This is a genomic window from Polynucleobacter sp. IMCC 30228 (assembly GCF_021395205.1).
Classification (GTDB): Bacteria; Pseudomonadota; Gammaproteobacteria; order Burkholderiales; family Burkholderiaceae; genus Polynucleobacter.
In genome coordinates this window covers 107,582-123,381 of sequence record NZ_JAJVCS010000001.1, presented here as the reverse complement: position 1 = coordinate 123,381, position 15,800 = coordinate 107,582, and the positions used below count along the sequence as shown (strand labels likewise).

General features: G+C 47.1%; 15 protein-coding genes, 1 tRNA gene and 2 pseudogenes. 12 read left to right on the top strand and 6 right to left on the bottom strand.

Annotation, left to right across the window (positions count from 1 at the left end; translation table 11 throughout):
* The 5 genes from chlG to LZT21_RS00635 are packed head-to-tail and all read left to right on the top strand — an operon-like array spanning position 1 to position 5,030.
* Entirely contained in the window at positions 1–888 is an 888-nt protein-coding gene (chlG, locus tag LZT21_RS00655) for a chlorophyll synthase ChlG (RefSeq protein ID WP_233934919.1), read from the top strand.
* Positions 889–906: 18 nt separating this feature from the next.
* Positions 907–2,112 carry a geranylgeranyl diphosphate reductase gene (locus tag LZT21_RS00650; RefSeq protein WP_233923128.1) on the top strand — a complete coding sequence of 402 codons (1,206 nt, stop codon included), beginning with the start codon at positions 907–909 and terminating at the stop codon, positions 2,110–2,112.
* Between the two features lie 30 nt (positions 2,113–2,142).
* Entirely contained in the window at positions 2,143–2,622 is a 480-nt protein-coding gene (locus LZT21_RS00645; protein ID WP_233923127.1) for a TspO/MBR family protein, read from the top strand.
* 11 nt (positions 2,623–2,633) lie between these two features.
* Positions 2,634–3,950 (top strand): NAD(P)/FAD-dependent oxidoreductase, encoded by a 1,317-nt coding sequence (locus LZT21_RS00640; RefSeq protein WP_233923126.1) that lies wholly within the window; start codon positions 2,634–2,636, stop codon positions 3,948–3,950.
* Positions 3,951–4,010: 60 nt separating this feature from the next.
* Complete coding sequence (locus LZT21_RS00635) at positions 4,011–5,030, top strand: 2-dehydropantoate 2-reductase (protein ID WP_233923125.1); 1,020 nt, start codon at positions 4,011–4,013, stop codon at positions 5,028–5,030.
* Between the two features lie 63 nt (positions 5,031–5,093).
* Here the strand turns inward: LZT21_RS00635 and LZT21_RS00630 are convergent, their stop codons facing one another.
* The 3 genes from LZT21_RS00630 to LZT21_RS00620 all read right to left on the bottom strand — a co-directional run bounded on the left by LZT21_RS00630 (position 5,094) and on the right by LZT21_RS00620 (position 7,001).
* Entirely contained in the window at positions 5,094–5,861 is a 768-nt protein-coding gene (locus tag LZT21_RS00630; protein WP_233989081.1) for a fumarylacetoacetate hydrolase family protein, read from the bottom strand.
* Between the two features lie 29 nt (positions 5,862–5,890).
* Positions 5,891–5,967, bottom strand: a tRNA-Pro gene (locus LZT21_RS00625).
* Between the two features lie 29 nt (positions 5,968–5,996).
* Positions 5,997–7,001, bottom strand: a complete 1,005-nt coding sequence (locus tag LZT21_RS00620; RefSeq protein WP_233923123.1) for a polyprenyl synthetase family protein — start codon at positions 6,999–7,001, stop codon at positions 5,997–5,999.
* Positions 7,002–7,086: 85 nt separating this feature from the next.
* Between LZT21_RS00620 and rplU the strand changes: the two genes are divergently transcribed.
* From rplU to proB, 4 genes and pseudogenes are all read left to right on the top strand, one after another.
* Positions 7,087–7,398 (top strand): 50S ribosomal protein L21, encoded by a 312-nt coding sequence (gene rplU, locus LZT21_RS00615; RefSeq protein ID WP_233923122.1) that lies wholly within the window; start codon positions 7,087–7,089, stop codon positions 7,396–7,398.
* Between the two features lie 33 nt (positions 7,399–7,431).
* The gene (gene rpmA / locus LZT21_RS00610; RefSeq protein WP_233923121.1) at positions 7,432–7,695 is read left to right on the top strand and encodes a 50S ribosomal protein L27; all 264 of its coding nucleotides are present in this window, start codon (positions 7,432–7,434) and stop codon (positions 7,693–7,695) included.
* A 123-nt stretch (positions 7,696–7,818) separates the two neighbouring features.
* Positions 7,819–8,904 carry a GTPase ObgE gene (gene obgE, locus LZT21_RS00605; RefSeq protein ID WP_233923120.1) on the top strand — a complete coding sequence of 362 codons (1,086 nt, stop codon included), beginning with the start codon at positions 7,819–7,821 and terminating at the stop codon, positions 8,902–8,904.
* 53 nt (positions 8,905–8,957) lie between these two features.
* Positions 8,958–9,734: pseudogene (proB, locus tag LZT21_RS00600) on the top strand (glutamate 5-kinase); the annotation flags it as partial.
* Between the two features lie 8 nt (positions 9,735–9,742).
* Here the strand turns inward: proB and LZT21_RS00595 are convergent.
* Positions 9,743–10,339, bottom strand: a complete 597-nt coding sequence (locus LZT21_RS00595; protein ID WP_233923119.1) for a CNP1-like family protein — start codon at positions 10,337–10,339, stop codon at positions 9,743–9,745.
* Positions 10,340–10,382: 43 nt separating this feature from the next.
* Positions 10,383–10,898 (bottom strand): annotated as a pseudogene (locus LZT21_RS00590) (RNA pyrophosphohydrolase); the annotation flags it as partial.
* Positions 10,899–10,946: 48 nt separating this feature from the next.
* On the opposite strand from LZT21_RS00590, the gene LZT21_RS00585 reads away from it, so the two are divergent.
* Positions 10,947–12,689, top strand: coding sequence for a proline--tRNA ligase (locus LZT21_RS00585; protein WP_233989080.1), 1,743 nt, complete (start codon positions 10,947–10,949; stop codon positions 12,687–12,689).
* Here LZT21_RS00585 and ffh read toward each other — a convergent pair.
* On the bottom strand, positions 12,666–14,048 hold the full coding sequence (gene ffh, locus LZT21_RS00580; RefSeq protein WP_233923116.1) for a signal recognition particle protein: 1,383 nt from the start codon (positions 14,046–14,048) through the stop codon (positions 12,666–12,668). The genes LZT21_RS00585 and ffh overlap by 24 nt on opposite strands.
* Positions 14,049–14,068: 20 nt before the next feature.
* Between ffh and LZT21_RS00575 the strand changes: the two genes are divergently transcribed.
* Together LZT21_RS00575 and ampD are read left to right on the top strand one after the other, a co-directional pair.
* Entirely contained in the window at positions 14,069–14,917 is an 849-nt protein-coding gene (locus tag LZT21_RS00575) for an inner membrane protein YpjD (RefSeq protein ID WP_233989079.1), read from the top strand.
* A gap of 4 nt (positions 14,918–14,921) precedes the next feature.
* Positions 14,922–15,707, top strand: a complete 786-nt coding sequence (gene ampD, locus LZT21_RS00570; RefSeq protein ID WP_233989078.1) for a 1,6-anhydro-N-acetylmuramyl-L-alanine amidase AmpD — start codon at positions 14,922–14,924, stop codon at positions 15,705–15,707.
* The last annotated feature ends 93 nt before the right edge of the window (positions 15,708–15,800 follow it).

Below are 15,800 nucleotides of genomic sequence, written 5' to 3'. Positions count from 1 at the left end.
ATGAGCCTCAGCCGCATCTGGCCATCGGGCAGTGCTGCCCTTGAGCTTTTAAAACCCATTACTTGGTTTCCGCCGATGTGGGCGTTTGCTTGCGGTGCAATTGCTGCAGGTGTCCCATTTTCCGGGCACTGGCCAATATTGTTAGCCGGCATTATTTTGGCTGGGCCCCTAGTGTGTGCAGCAAGCCAGGCGGTAAACGATTGGTTTGATCGACATGTGGATGCTATTAATGAGCCGCAAAGACCCATTCCCTCGGGCAGAATGCCCGGCTATTGGGGGCTTTATGTGGCCATCATCTGGACTTTACTTTCTGCGGTATTAGGCTATTACATTAGCCCCTGGGCCTTTATTGCAACCCTCGTTGGCTTGGGCTTGGCTTGGGCTTATAGCGCTCCGCCTTTGCGCCTAAAACAAAATGGTTGGTGGGGTAATGCGGCATGTGGACTTGCCTATGAGGGTATTGCTTGGTTCACCGGCACTGCAGTGATGATGGGTGATGCTATGCCGTCAAAGGCATCGATTATGCTGGCGGTTTTGTATAGTATTGGGGCCCACGGCATTATGACCTTGAACGATTTCAAGGCTATCGACGGAGATCGTCAAATGGGTGTGCGGTCTATACCCGTGCAACTCGGTGTTCGTGGTGCAGCAATCAATGCTTGTAGCTTGATGTTATTTCCACAAGCGATCATTGTGCTCATTTTATTTGCATGGGATATGCCTTGGCGCGCTCTTGTTATTGCGAGCTTAATGCTAGGACAAGGCGTGATGATGCTATATTTTTTGCGTGACCCCATTAAGCGCGCTTTATTTTTAAGTGGTTTTGGCGTGCCTTTATTTGTTGCTGGAATGATGGTTAGCGCTTTTGCTGTATCGAATTTAAATTAATGCCTGAAGGATAAAAGTATGAATTCGTATGAACTTTTTGATGCCGTCGTCGTTGGCGGCGGTCCAGCAGGTGCAACTGCTGCAGGCGATTTGGCGCGCTTAGGTCATAAGGTGTTATTGCTTGATCGAGCGGGTCGTATCAAGCCATGCGGGGGTGCAATACCGCCGCGACTCATTCAAGATTTTGAAATTCCAGATGAGCTCTTGGTTGCGAAAGCAAAGTCAGCGCGCATGATCTCACCCAAAAATAATAAAGTCGACATTCCAATTGAAGGTGGCTTTGTGGGAATGGTTGATCGCGATCAATTTGATGAGTGGTTGCGGGTACGCGCAGCGAATGATGGTTGTGAACGGCGTGTTGGTAATTTTGAAAAATTGTCACGTGATACCGATGGGGTCAGCATTGTTCACTACATGGTTCGCTCTAGTAATAAAAATGAGCCCAATACCTCAATGGCCGTGAAGGCAAAAGCAATTATTGGCGCTGATGGCGCTAAATCTGGCGTTGGTCGGGCTGCTATCCCCAGTGCCAAAGACGTTGAATATGTTTTTGCTTATCATGAAATTGTGCGTACACCCGATCTGCCGCCGGCAGATTTTGATGGTTCACGCTGCGATGTTTTTTATCAAGGTACGATCTCTCCCGATTTTTACGGCTGGATTTTCCCTCATGGCAAAACGATGAGTATTGGCACTGGTAGTGCAGACAAAGGGTTTTCATTACGTAGTGCAGTGGCTGACTTAAAAAAAATTACTGGCCTCGAAAATATTGAAATGCTGCGTCATGAAGGTGCACCGCTACCGATGAAGCCGCTAAAAAAATGGGACAACAATCGCGATGTGGTGTTAGCTGGTGATGCAGCAGGAGTGGTGGCACCAGCTTCGGGCGAAGGTATTTATTACGCCATGGTTGGTGGGCGCTTGGCGGCTGAGTCAGTGAGTGAACTTTTATTGACCAATAATCCGAAGAGTCTAGCTAAGGCACGTAAGCGTTTTATGCGTGAACACGGCAAAGTCTTTTTGGTGTTGGGGATTATGCAATGGTTTTGGTATATCAGCGATAAACGGCGCGAGCGCTTTGTAAAGATTTGCGAAGATAAGGATGTGCAAAAACTCACTTTTGACGCGTATATGAATAAAAAGCTCGCAAAACGCGATCCTTTAGCGCATATTCGCATCTTCTTTAAAGATCTGGCGCACCTTTTTGGTTTGATTAAGGTCTAAAGTTTATTTGCTAAGGGTGTAAAGTAAGTTATGACTATGTTTAGAAAACCCGTTATCGTTGCCCTTATTTGGGGGTTATCCGTTGCTATTTTAGGTGGCTGGGCAACCAATTTAGACGCTTGGTATCACGCCTTAAAAGAACCCTTTTGGAAACCGCCCGATTGGTTATTTGGGCCTATTTGGTCGGCTATATTTATCTGTTCTGGCACGGCCTGGGTCATCGCTTGGGATCGAAATCCCGCCCCCACAGCGGTGCGCCACCTAAGCCTTTTATTTGTACTAAATGGGCTCTGTAATTTACTTTGGAGTTTTTTATATTTCCGCCTAGAGCGACCTGATTGGGCTCTTTATGAGGCTAGTCTTTTATGGCTATCGGTATTGGCAATTATTTATACCACTCGCCACTATTCACCAAAGTCGAGCTTACTAATGTTGCCTTATTTAATTTGGGTAAGCATTGCCATTGTTTTAAATTGGGATACCGTTCGACTTAATGGCCCCTTCGGCTAGTTGAGCATTTAGTGAAGCAGATTGTGATTGTGGGCGGTGGTGCTGGCGGCCTTGAGTTAGCTACTCGTCTTGGTAATACTCTAGGCCGCAAAGGCAAAGCGCGGATCATTCTGGTAGATAAGAACCGTACCCATATTTGGAAGCCAAAACTGCATGAGATTGCTGCCGGTAGTATGGATTTAGGCCAGCATGAAGTTGACTATATGGCGCAAGCCCATTGGCATCATTTTGAGTATCGAATTGGGGAAATGACTGGCCTTGACCGCGCCCAACAACTCATTTTCCTCAACCCATACTTAGATGAAGGCGGCCATGAAGTGATGGGAGCGCGTAAATTGCGCTACGATATTTTGGTACTTGCAGTTGGTAGCCTAACGAATGACTTTGGCACTCCAGGGGTCGCTGAATATGCCCTCAGACTTGAATCACCATTGGATGCTGAGCGTTTTCATACGCGCATGTTAAATGACTGTATTCGGGCGCAAGCGCAAAAGACACCGTTGAAAGCGGGCCAACTTCATGTTGCCATTATTGGCGCTGGTGCAACTGGCGTTGAATTGGCCGCAGAACTCTATCGCACCACGCGCGAAGTCGTAGCTTACGGCTTAGATCGAGTCGATCCAAATAAAGATTTACAGATTAATGTGATTGAGGCTGCCGATCGAATTTTGCCCGCCTTACCCGTGCGCTTATCACTAGCCACCGAAGTTTTGTTAAAAAACCTTGGCGTTGATGTGTATGTCAATTCGAAGGTGGCCGCTGTTTTACCCGATGGCGTACAGTTTGAAAATGGACAAATTTTGCCGGCCGAATTAGTGGTTTGGGCCGCGGGAGTGAAAGCACCTGAGTTTTTAAAAGACATGAATGGGCTGGAAACCAATCGCCTTAATCAGTTACAAGTATTACAAACTCTCCAGACCACTCGTGATCCTCGTATTTTTGCTATGGGCGATTGCGCTGCTTGTCCATGGCCAGAATCGCATGGTGGCAAGGGAGGTGTTGTGCCGCCGCGCGCACAAGCCGCACACCAGCAGGCAAATCATTTATATCAACAAATTCAACGGTGTTTGGTTGGCCAGGAACTGAAGCCCTACTATTACCGAGATTTTGGCTCCTTGGTATCGCTTGGTAAATTTAGTACGGTAGGTAATATGATGGGTGGGTTAATAGGCGGCTCCATCATGATCGAAGGATTATTTGCTAAAATGATGTATTTATCGTTGTATAAATTACATGAATTGGCATTGCACGGTTGGGTAAAGACAACCTTAGATACTCTAGCGCGGCTCATCACGCGGCGCACCGAGCCTCATGTGAAGTTACATTAATTATCTGCTATGGGTTGATTGGAGTGAAGGCAGATTACAGTCAAGACGGAAGAGAATGAAATGAAGATTTGTATAGTGGGCGGGGGTGGTGCAATTGGCGGGTATTTAGCAGTGATGTTAGCCCGAGCCGGTAATGAGGTAACGGTGGTCGCCCGTGGTGCAACCTTGCGCGCAATTCAAGAGCGTGGCTTGGCCCTCATTATGGAAGATCTGCCAGAGCCATTACACGCTGAAGTACGGGCGGTAGAAAAGTTGACTGAAGCAGGTAAGCCCGACTTGGTAATTTTGGCAGTAAAGGCGCATCAAGTAGAGCCGCTAGTAGGCGATTTAGTCAACATCATTGGCCCCGAGACAATTTTAATCCCCATGCAAAATGGCATTCCATGGTGGTATTTTCAGAAGCTTGCTGGGCCATATGAAAATCATTCGGTTGAGACAGTTGATCCAGGCGCAGCCATTATGCGGGCCATCAATCCAGCCAACATTATTGGTTGCGTCGTTTATCCGGCAACCGTAACTCAAGCCCCCGGGGTCATCCGTCACGTTGAGGGAACCCGCTTTCCCATGGGTGAGCTTGATGGCAGCAAGTCAGAGCGAATTCAACAGATTACTAACTTAATGGCTGAAGCGGGCTTCAAGTCACCTATTTTGGATGATATTCGTGCCGAAATCTGGCTTAAGCTTTGGGGAAATATGACTTTCAATCCCATTAGTGCGTTGACCCATGGTCATCTGGAAGGAATTTGTCAGTACCCTCTCACCCGCGAGCTAGCCCGAAACATGATGATGGAAGCTCAGCTCATTGGGGAAAAATTGGGCGTAACATTTCGGGTAGATATCGATCGTCGTATTGCCGGCGCCGAAAAAGTGGGTCAACATAAAACCTCTATGTTGCAAGATTTAGAAGCAGGACGAGCGCTGGAAATTGATGCCTTATTAGGATCGGTAATTGAACTAGGTCAAATTGTGCAAATACCTACACCCTGTTTGAGCAGTGTTTATGCTTTAACCAAGTTTTTAGATGTCAATGTGCAACATGCCAAGGCAAGCTTAGCTTTACCTTTTGCAACTGGGTATTAATACAAAGGCACCCGACAGAATTCTAGTGACGCTGCTTCGATAGCAAGGCAGCTTCAGTCACAACTAGGCAAACTGGTTGGTGAGGGTGCCAAGGCCCTCAATCACAATGCTAACTGTGCTGTCTGGTTTCATACTGCCTACCCCGATTGAAGTACCGCAGGCAATGACATCGCCGGCTTCAAGCGTCATCTGTTGGGATAGCAAGCTAACGAGTTTTGCTGGCGGGAAAATCATATCTGCCACGGGATAGTTTTGCCGTTCTTGATCATTCAAAATGGTTTGAATACGCAAGCTCAGCGGATCTATATCAGTCGTGATGTAAGGCCCAAACACCCCAAAGGTATCGAAGCTTTTAGCGCGCGTCCACTGGGCAAAGCCAGGGTCTTTTTGTAAAATTTCAATTGCGGTTACATCATTGATGCAGGTATAGCCAAAAATAGCTTCTAAGGCTTCAGTTTCAGTTAAGTCTTGTGATTTTTTACCAATCACAATTCCAAGTTCACCTTCATAAACTACTTTACCGCTATAAGATTTTGGTAGGCAAATAGTTTTACCGGCAGCAAGAAATGAGTTATTGCCTTTGAGAAAATAGAGCGGCTCAGCTGGCACAGCATGGGCTAATTTTTCAACCAAAGCATAAAAATTATCAACTAAAGCCACCATTTTTGAGGGCACACAAGGTATATCAAGCTCAACTTCTGCAAGCGCAAAAGATTCGCCTGTGGCCTGAGGGCGATCAAAAAGATTGCCTTCATACACCGAAATTTGGGCTTGATTTAATTGGCCAAAGTAGGCCTTGCTGTGATGATTAAAACGAAGCCATTGAGCCATATTATCAATTTATTCTCATAAGAATTAAGTGGTCGGAATGAGAGGATTCGAACCTCCGACCCCCTCGTCCCGAACGAGGTGCGCTACCAGGCTGCGCTACATTCCGTGTTGCTGAAGGTATTTTAGCGCGGCAGCTTAGGTTTGCCGATTTAGTGAATAGGCACACAAGGCTCGTAAGGCCGCAGTTGCTTCATTGTCAGGAAAATTACGAATTGTTGCCAAGGCTAAATTCGCTTCGCGCTCAGCCGCTTGGTGGGTATATTCCAGTGCACCTGAATCTTGCACCGCTTTTAATATTTGACTAAAAACATCGTCAGGTAGATCAGTGTTTTGGGTGATTGCTTCACGCACTAGTAAACGCTCGTCTTGACTACCGTTCTCTAACAAAAAAATCAGTGGCAAGGTCGGTTTGCCTTCACGTAAATCATCGCCAGCATTTTTGCCCATTTGTGCTGCATTGGCAGTGTAATCAAGCATGTCATCCATGAGTTGAAAGGCAGTGCCAATATGCCGACCAAAAGCGGCGGCTAACTCTCGATCAATTTCTGAAGAACGGGCTAATAAAGCACCCAACTCTGCCGAAGCCTCAAATAGTTTTGCGGTTTTATAGCGAATGACTTGCAAATAGCTTGACTCGCTGACCTCGGGGTCATTCATATTCAGTAGCTGTAACACCTCGCCTTCGGCAATCGTATTAGTAGCGTCCGAGAGGATTTGCATGATGCGTAAATCATTTGGTGTCACCATCATTTGGAAAGCGCGTGAATACAAAAAATCCCCCACCAGCACGCTAGCGGCATTACCAAAAGCAGCATTGGCAGTTTCGCGACCGCGGCGCAGGGTTGATTCATCGACAACATCATCGTGCAATAGGGTGGCGGTATGAATAAACTCCACTACGGCGGCGATCTCAAGGGTATGGGGGGTATCTTGACCATGCGCTAAGGCTTTTGCGGTAAGTAAGAGCAAGGTAGGCCGAATGCGCTTACCGCCGGCTTGGATAATATAGCTGGAAATTTGATCAATTAAGGCCACTTCGGAAGCAAGACGACGCTTAATCACCTCATCCAAAGCCTTTAAATCAGGGGCTATGGGGGCCAATATGGGGGCTAGATCGATGTTTTTGACACTGCTTATCATGCAGGATATAATAATGGGCTTAGCTAATCCTTGGTGGATTAGCCGCAAAAGTGATTAAAAGTTGTCTTAAATTGAGGTCTCTACCATGTACGCGGTCATAAAAACCGGTGGCAAACAGTATAAAGTTGCTGCAGGTGAAAAATTGAAAATAGAACAGATACCAGCGGATATCGGCAGCGAAATTACCCTTGACCAAGTTCTCGCCGTAGGCGAAGGTGCTTCACTCAAATTGGGTGATCCACTGGTTAATGGTGCCGCTGTGATGGCCACGGTCATCTCCCAAGGACGTCATGACAAAGTGACAATCTTCAAGATGCGTCGGCGCAAGCATTATCAAAAGCACCAAGGTCATCGTCAGAATTTCACTGAAATTCTGATTAACACAATCAAAGCCTAATAAGGCTTAAGTTGTAAAGCAGGAGAAAGAACAATGGCACAGAAAAAAGGCGGCGGTTCCACACGAAACGGTCGCGATTCAGAATCGAAACGCCTAGGCGTAAAAGTGTTCGGTGGCGAGCATATTAATGCGGGTAGCATCATTATTCGCCAACGAGGCACCAAGGTACATCCTGGCGTCAATGTAGGTATTGGTAAAGATCACACCTTATTTGCATTGATTAACGGACAAGTGCAATTTAGCGTCAAGGGTGCGTTGAATAAAGCGCAAGTATCGGTTTTACCACCTACCGCCTAAATTTTTATTAGGCGCCTGGCTGAGACCAGTTTTACGGCAATTCGATGGCTTGTTTAAATCGAATTGAACTAAATTCACCAACCTCAGAAGCAGGCCTCGCGGCTAGCGAGGCCTTTTTTATTTATGAAATTTATTGATGAAGCCCGAATTGAAGTAATCGCTGGCAGCGGTGGCGCAGGTAGCGCCTCAATGCGGCGTGAAAAATTCATTGAGTTTGGTGGCCCCGATGGTGGAGATGGTGGGCGAGGGGGCAGTGTGTATGCGATTGCTGATCGCAATATTAATACCCTCATCGATTACCGTTATGCTAAAACCCATTTAGCTAAAAATGGTGAGCCTGGGCGTGGCGCAGATTGCTACGGTCGTGCGGGCGAAGATATTGAACTTAGAATGCCCGTTGGCACCATCATTAGTGATTTTGAATCTGGTGAGCCCATTGCTGATTTAACGACCCATGGTGAGCGTCTTTGTTTAGCAGAAGGCGGAGTAGGCGGTTGGGGAAATATACATTTTAAAAGTAGTACTAATCGTGCTCCCCGTCAAAAAACCAACGGCAAAGAAGGTGATCGTAAAAAATTAAAGCTGGAATTAAAGGTCTTGGCTGATGTCGGTTTGTTGGGTATGCCTAATGCTGGTAAATCAACCCTGATAACCGCCGTATCCAATGCACGACCCAAAATAGCCGACTATCCATTTACAACCTTACACCCCAATTTAGGGGTAGTGCGGGTTGGGCAAGAGCGTAGTTTTGTGATTGCCGATATTCCCGGATTAATTGAGGGTGCTGCCGAAGGTGCTGGGTTAGGGCACCGGTTTTTGCGACATCTACAACGTACTGGAGTTTTATTGCACTTAATCGATATTGCTCCTTTCGATGAAGCGGTTGATAACGTTGCTGATGCTAAAGCTATTGTGAACGAATTGCGTAAATACGACGAAGCCTTGTATGAAAAGCCACGGTGGCTAGTTTTAAATAAAGTCGACATGATTCCTGAGGCAGAGCGAAAAAAAACCATCGCTGATTTTATTAAACGCTTTAAGTGGTCAGGCCCAGTTTTTGAAATTTCAGCTTTAACAGGCGAGGGTTGCGATCGCCTATGCTATGCCTTGCAAGATTATCTCGATTCAAAACGGCGAGAGCGTGATAAATTAGAAGAACAGGCTGTCGATCCCCGTTATCAAGGCAGTATCGATTTAGATAAGCCCTAAAGTCAAGCCTGCGCAGCATTCAGGTAGATTAAAATTGAGTTGAGAACCTTGTCATGACAACGCAGCCAATGAAACGCATCGTAGTAAAAGTGGGCTCTAGCCTAGTCACTAATAATGGTGATGGTTTAGATCGAGCAGCAATTGAACGCTGGGCTGAGCAAGTTGCGGTGCTTTTACAGGCTGGTCATCAACTATTAATGGTAAGTTCTGGGGCAATTGCTGAGGGCATGCAACGCCTAGCTTGGCATGAGCGCCCAACTGCAATTCATCAGCTTCAAGCTGCTGCGGCTGTTGGGCAAATGGGTTTGGTGCAAATGTATGAAAGTTGTTTTGCCCATTTTAATTTGCAGAGTGCACAAGTTTTACTAACTAATGCCGATCTTGATCACCCCGAGCGTCGAGCTAATGCGAAAGCAACGTTAGATACTCTATTAGGCCTAGGAGTAGTACCTGTCATTAATGAAAATGACACGGTAGTAACCGATGAAATTAAATTTGGCGATAACGATCATCTTGCTGCCTTGGTAGTTAATCTCATTCATGCTGATCTATTAATTATTCTCACTGATCAGGGTGGCTTATTTACAGCCGATCCTCGCCAAGATCAGGCGGCAACGTTAGTAACAGAGGCTAGCGCCGGAGATCCCTTGCTTGAGAAAATGGCTGGCGGAGTTGGTAGCGCCATTAGCAAGGGCGGCATGCTCACCAAAATTTTAGCCGCCAAAACGGCTGCACAAACGGGTGCATCTACTGTGATTGCTTCTGGGCATGAACCGCAAGTACTCAATCAGATCGTCGCGGGTTTGCCAATTGGTACCCTCATCAAGGCCGCCGCAGGTTAAAAACGATGTGCGTCAGCATTGGGCTTACCAGTAAATTTATTCGGCCGTAAGGAATCGAGGATTAAACCTTTATTTTTTACTTGTGATTTATTGTTGCAAAACGCGCCTTGCGCTAGTGCGCCGTGGTATCGATTCGCCTCATTATTTTTAATATCGGTCCAGGTTTTACGTTGATTCGCTTGCCAAATTGAGTTGGTATTGAGAGTGGCGTACAAAGCAAACTGAAAAGTTTCGCAGCGAATACCTTCAAAATTAATTTGTTGACTACCGCTTGGACTCGTAATGACCAGCACATAGCGGGTTACGCCATCAGGGTCGATACGAATTGAATCAGGATCAATAGCAAATTTAAAAACTGAGTGTTGAGATACATGAAAAGGGATTAGATTCGCCGTATTGGGCGGCTTAGTAGGTAGGGGCACAACGGTATCTTCTTTAAAGATCTTGGGAGCAAAGGGATCTTCGTAGGCATCCGGTGTGGTGCCGGCACAGGCACTTAGCAGGCAGACAACAAGCAAGGTAAGCGGCCAGCTCAAGCCTGTCGGTTGCCGCTCTAGCGGTGGCCCTAGGGGCAATTTATTTGGTTGAGTCAAGATCGGCTGCTTTCTTGGGGGGTGAATGAGCTTCAAGGGGGGCACCCCAACTGGCATCTTGCATGCGCATCCCACTCGTAATAAAGCGCGCTAGCTCAGATAGTGCGAGTTGATACACTTCTCGTTTGAAATCAATTACCGTAGCTAATTCAATCCAGTAGGGGTGCCAACGCCAAGCATCAAATTCAGGGTGGTCTGAAGCTCGCAGATGAATATCGCTGTCCAAGCCAGTTAAGCGCAGTAAAAACCAGATTTGTTTTTGACCACGGTAGGCGGTGCGATGCGGTCGAGCGGCATTTTGGCGACGCAAAAATGCCTCGGGCACTTCGTAGCGAAGCCAATCCCTTGTGCGCCCAATAATTTGGACGTGTTCTGGCAGCAAGCCAACCTCTTCGTGCAATTCGCGGAACATGGCTTGCTCAGGACTCTCGCCATATTGAATCCCGCCCTGCGGGAACTGCCACGAATGCTGCCCAACGCGTTTTCCCCAGAAAACGTCGTTATGGCCGTTAAGGAGGACAATGCCGACATTGGGTCTATACCCTTCACGGTCGAGCATGATGGTGCCCCGAATCCTTTAAAATCAATGATTTGATTATATCCACACATGAAAGCATCTCAGTCATTTCTCGTTACCCTGAAAGAGGCGCCCGCCGACGCCGAAGTGGTTTCTCATCAACTAATGGTGCGGGCCGGCTTAATACGCAAGCTAAGCGCTGGTATTTATTCTTATTTGCCATGCGGATTAAGGATCATTCGTAAAGTCGAAAATATTATTCGTGAGGAAATGAATCGGGCTGGCGCAATTGAATTACTGATGCCTGTGGTGCAGCCTGCCGAATTATGGCAAGAAACTGGGCGCTGGGAAAAAATGGGCCCAGAGCTCTTGCGCATTCAAGATCGCCATCAACGCGATTTTGTTATTCAACCCACTTCTGAAGAGGTCATTACCGATTTAGCGCGCGCAGAAATTAAAAGTTACAAACAACTTCCAATTAACTTCTATCAAATTCAAACGAAATTTCGCGATGAACGCCGCCCGCGCTTTGGCATTATGCGGGGACGCGAGTTCACCATGAAAGATGCTTACTCGTTTGATCGCGATACCGCTGGATTAAAGCAGTCTTATCAATTGATGTTTGACGCCTACACTCGTATCTTCAAGCGCATGGGTTTACAGTTTCGCGCAGTAACGGCCGATAATGGCGCAATTGGCGGTTCGGGTAGCCAAGAGTTTCATGTAATTGCTGATACTGGGGAAGACGCTATTGTTTATTGTCCCGATTCTGCTTACGCCGCAAATTTAGAGGCAGCTGAGTCGCTAGCGTTAATTCCGCAGGGCGGAGTGCCAAGTGTAGCCTTAGAGAAAGTGGCGACGCCAGAGCAAACTCAGTGCGATAAGGTAGCGCAGTTTTTAGGCTTGCCACTACCGCAAATGGTGAAATCTTTATTGCTAGCTGCAGATCAGGCAGAAGGTCCGCCCAATTTATTTATGCTGCTGCTGCGTGGCGATCATGAGCTCAACGAAGTGAAGGCTAGTAAGGTGTCGGGCTTAGAAGCATTCCGTTTTGCTACCGAGGCCGAAGTACTTGCTGCCTGTGGCTCACCACCTGGCTACATTGGTCCCCTTGGCTTAAAACTACCAGTCACGATTGTGGTTGATCGTACTGTTGCCAATATGACTGATTTTGTCTGTGGTGCAAATGATGCTGGGTACCATTTTAAAGGCGTCAATTGGGGGCGCGACCTACCTCACGCGAGCGTCTTCGATTTACGCAATGCGGTAGTGGGTGATCCCTCACCCGACGGTAAAGGGATGGTTGATATTTGTCGTGGCATTGAAGTAGGTCACGTATTTATGTTAGGAACACGCTATTCTGAAGCAATGAAGTGCCTTTATCTTGATGCTCAAGGTCAGGCACAACCGATGGAGATGGGATGTTACGGTATCGGTGTCACGCGTTTATTGGCCGCGGCAATAGAACAGGGTCATGATGAGCGCGGGATTATTTGGCCACTCTCGATGGCTCCGTTTGAAGTGGTAATTTGCCCGATGAATTACGATCGATCAGAAGTGGTGCGCGTAGCAGCCGATACTTTGTATGCCGATTTACTTGCTGCAGGGATTGATGTCATTTTGGATGATCGCGGTGAACGACCAGGTGCGATGTTTGCCGATTGGGAATTAATTGGCGTGCCATTTCGAGTCGTCGTTGGAGAGCGTGGCCTTAAAGAGGCAAAAGTTGAATTTCAGGGGCGTACGGAAAGTGAAGCACAAATGATTCCGCTAGCGAAGATTAAAGAACACATTATTGCTGTACGCGACTTATTTCTTAAACAAACCACCTAAGCCTTTAGCGGCTCCCCGGGCTGCCATTGATCCCATCATGCGGGCCATTTTGCCGCCTTTAAATTGCTTCATCATGGTTTGCATTTGTTCAAATTGGGCTAAGAGGCGGTTGACCTCTTGCACTTGCACCCCAGCGCCAGTAGCAATACGCCTTTTTCTACTGGCTTTGAGTAATTCGGGCTTATTGCGTTCTTTGGCGGTCATGCTATCGATCATGCCTTGCATGCGTTTTATCTGCGCATCGGCTTGCCCTAGATTTGCTTTATTGGTAGCTTGGGTTAAATGACTTGGGAGTTTATCCATCATATTGGCCATACCGCCCATCTGTTGCATTTGGCTAATTTGCGCGCGAAAGTCATTTAAATCAAATCCCCCCTTTTGAATTTTGCTAGCTAACTTTTCTGCTTTAGCAATATCAACATGCTCTTGGGCTTGTTCAACTAAGGCCAGAATATCGCCCATGCCTAGAATGCGATTTGCCATGCGTGCCGCATCAAATGGCTCAAGACCATCCATTTTTTCAGCAACACCAATAAATTTGAGCGGTACGCCAGTCACGCCTCGCACCGAGAGCGCCGCACCTCCGCGAGCATCACCGTCAAGCTTAGTCAAAATGACGCCTGTGAGTGGCAGGGCCTCATGAAAGGCTTTGGCAGTGTTTACAGCATCTTGACCCAGCATGGCATCGACAACAAAAAGGGTTTCAATCGGTTTAAGTTGAGTATGTAAGTTACGAATTTCTGCCATCAACTCAGCATCAATGCCTAAGCGCCCAGCAGTGTCAACAATGAGGACGTCAAAGTAATGCCGTTTGGCCCAATCGAGGGCAGCTAAAGCAATGACTTCAGGGCGTTGATCAACCGAGCTGGGGAAAAATTCAACGCCAACTTGAGCGCTAACTGTTTGCAGTTGTTGAATGGCAGCAGGACGATAAATGTCGCAAGAAACAGTCAGCACCTTTTTTTTCTTTTTCTCATGCAGCCATTTCGCTAACTTACCGACCGAAGTAGTTTTACCTGCGCCCTGCAGGCCCGCCAGCAAAATCACTGCAGGGGGTTGGGTGGCCAAATTCAGCTCGCCACTGTCATTTAAATTGCCCTGCATCGCTTGGGTCAATTCACGTTGTACAACACCTACTAGCGCCTGACCAGGACTTAGACTACCTATGACGGCTTCACCCAAGGCCTGCACTTTAATTTGTTCAAGCAAGGTTTTTACCACCGGCAGCGCGACATCTGCCTCTAGCAGGGCTAAGCGGATTTCCCGCAGCATCTCGGCGGTATTACTTTCTGTCAGGCGAGCTTGGCCCCGCATCGTTTTAACAACGCGAGAAAGGCGATCGGTGAGGTTGTTGAGCATTTATCGATTAGACTTTAGTTATGTCGATTTTAGATTACCCAAGTAGCGCATGGCTGCCATCCTTACTTTATCTTGGTTTATTGGTGGTTTTAAGCTGGCGGCCGCGCTCTCGTCCTGAAACATGGACATTTACCTTGCTTGTCCAAACCTTGATTTTATTAAGTCTGATGATTCAGGGGATCTATTTGCACGATTCTGTCTTTACGCCCGCAGGATTTATTTTTGGTTTTGCCCAAGACCTCTCATTAATGGCATGGGTCGGGCTCTTATTTTATTGGTTACAAAGTTGGTATTTGCCAATCGCTAGCTTGCGCTTAATGGTGTTGGTATTTGCGATGCTGTGTGCATTTTTGCCCATTTTATTTCCTGGAACCTTGATCTCGCCCCGCGCGGTAGCTGACCCCTGGTTTAAAGCCCATTTTATAGTGGCGACGATTGCCGTCGGTCTACTGACCTTGGCGGCGATGATGGCAGTGTTAATGGAGGTGCAAGATCGTGCAATACGGCGCACCTTGGCTTATGCGCCTGATAGTCGCTTAGCGCATTGGTTAGAAGGTTTGCCACCATTATTAACCATGGAAAATTTACTGTTTAATTTAATTTATTTTGGCTTTGCATTATTAAGTTTGACGATTTTCTCTGGCATCTTTTTTTCTGAAACCTTATTTGGTAAGCCAGTGGTATTCGATCATAAAACGATTTTTGCTTTTGCCTCGTGGTTACTATTCGGCGGGTTAATTGTGGCGCGTTTGCGGGTCGGCCTTAGAGGTCGCTCGGCATTGCGTTGGGTCTTGTGGGGCTTTGCGGCGCTCCTGTTGGCATATGTAGGTAGCCGCTTTGTGCTCGAAGTTATTTTGCATCGGCTTTAACCCCATGCTGAAATGGGTTCTTCTCGGCGCCGTGGCGGCCTTGTTTTATTTCTGGTTGAAGAGGCCTAAACTCGCTGCTGCCCCTGTTCCAGCCCCACCCCGTATTACCGAGCCACTACCAATTGTTCCCTGTGCCTATTGTGGGGTGCATCTGCCTGCCCAAGATTGTCTAGAGCGGGAGCAGCGTTTCTATTGTTGTAGTGCGCATTGCAATGAGATGGACCCAGCGGGATGGTATGGACTGGCACGCTGGCGCCCTTCACCGAACTTCGACGCCCGACCTACTGGAATACAACCTGAATTAGTTTTAATTCACCATATTAGCTTGCCGCCAGGGCAATTTGGACAAAATTACATTGGTGATTTTTTTCAAAATAAGCTCGACCCTACTGCGCATCCCTATTTTGCCGAAATTGCTGCACAAAAAGTCTCAAGTCATTTTTTGATCGAGCGCAATGGATTGATTAGCCAATTTGTTTCGGTACAGCAACGCGCATGGCATGCGGGAGAATCCGATTTTTTGGGGCGCAAGCAATGCAACGATTTTGCTATTGGCGTGGAGTTAGAAGGTGACGGCGAAACCGCCTTTACAGATGCGCAATATGTTGCTTTAGCACAACTGATTAAAGTACTTGGCAACGCCTACACTCATTTAAGCTTTGCCGGCCATAGCGACGTAGCACCAAAGCGAAAAGTGGACCCCGGCAGGCATTTTGATTGGCAGCGACTACAACGCGAAAATCATTTGCTGCAAGATCAGCTGCCCTTTGGTCTAGAGTTTCGAGCCTAATTAACTCCATTGTTTGTTTATATGTGAGCACTAGCTTACATAACTACATGGGGGATCAGCACTATAAAAATCGATAGACCTAAGGAAAACCCT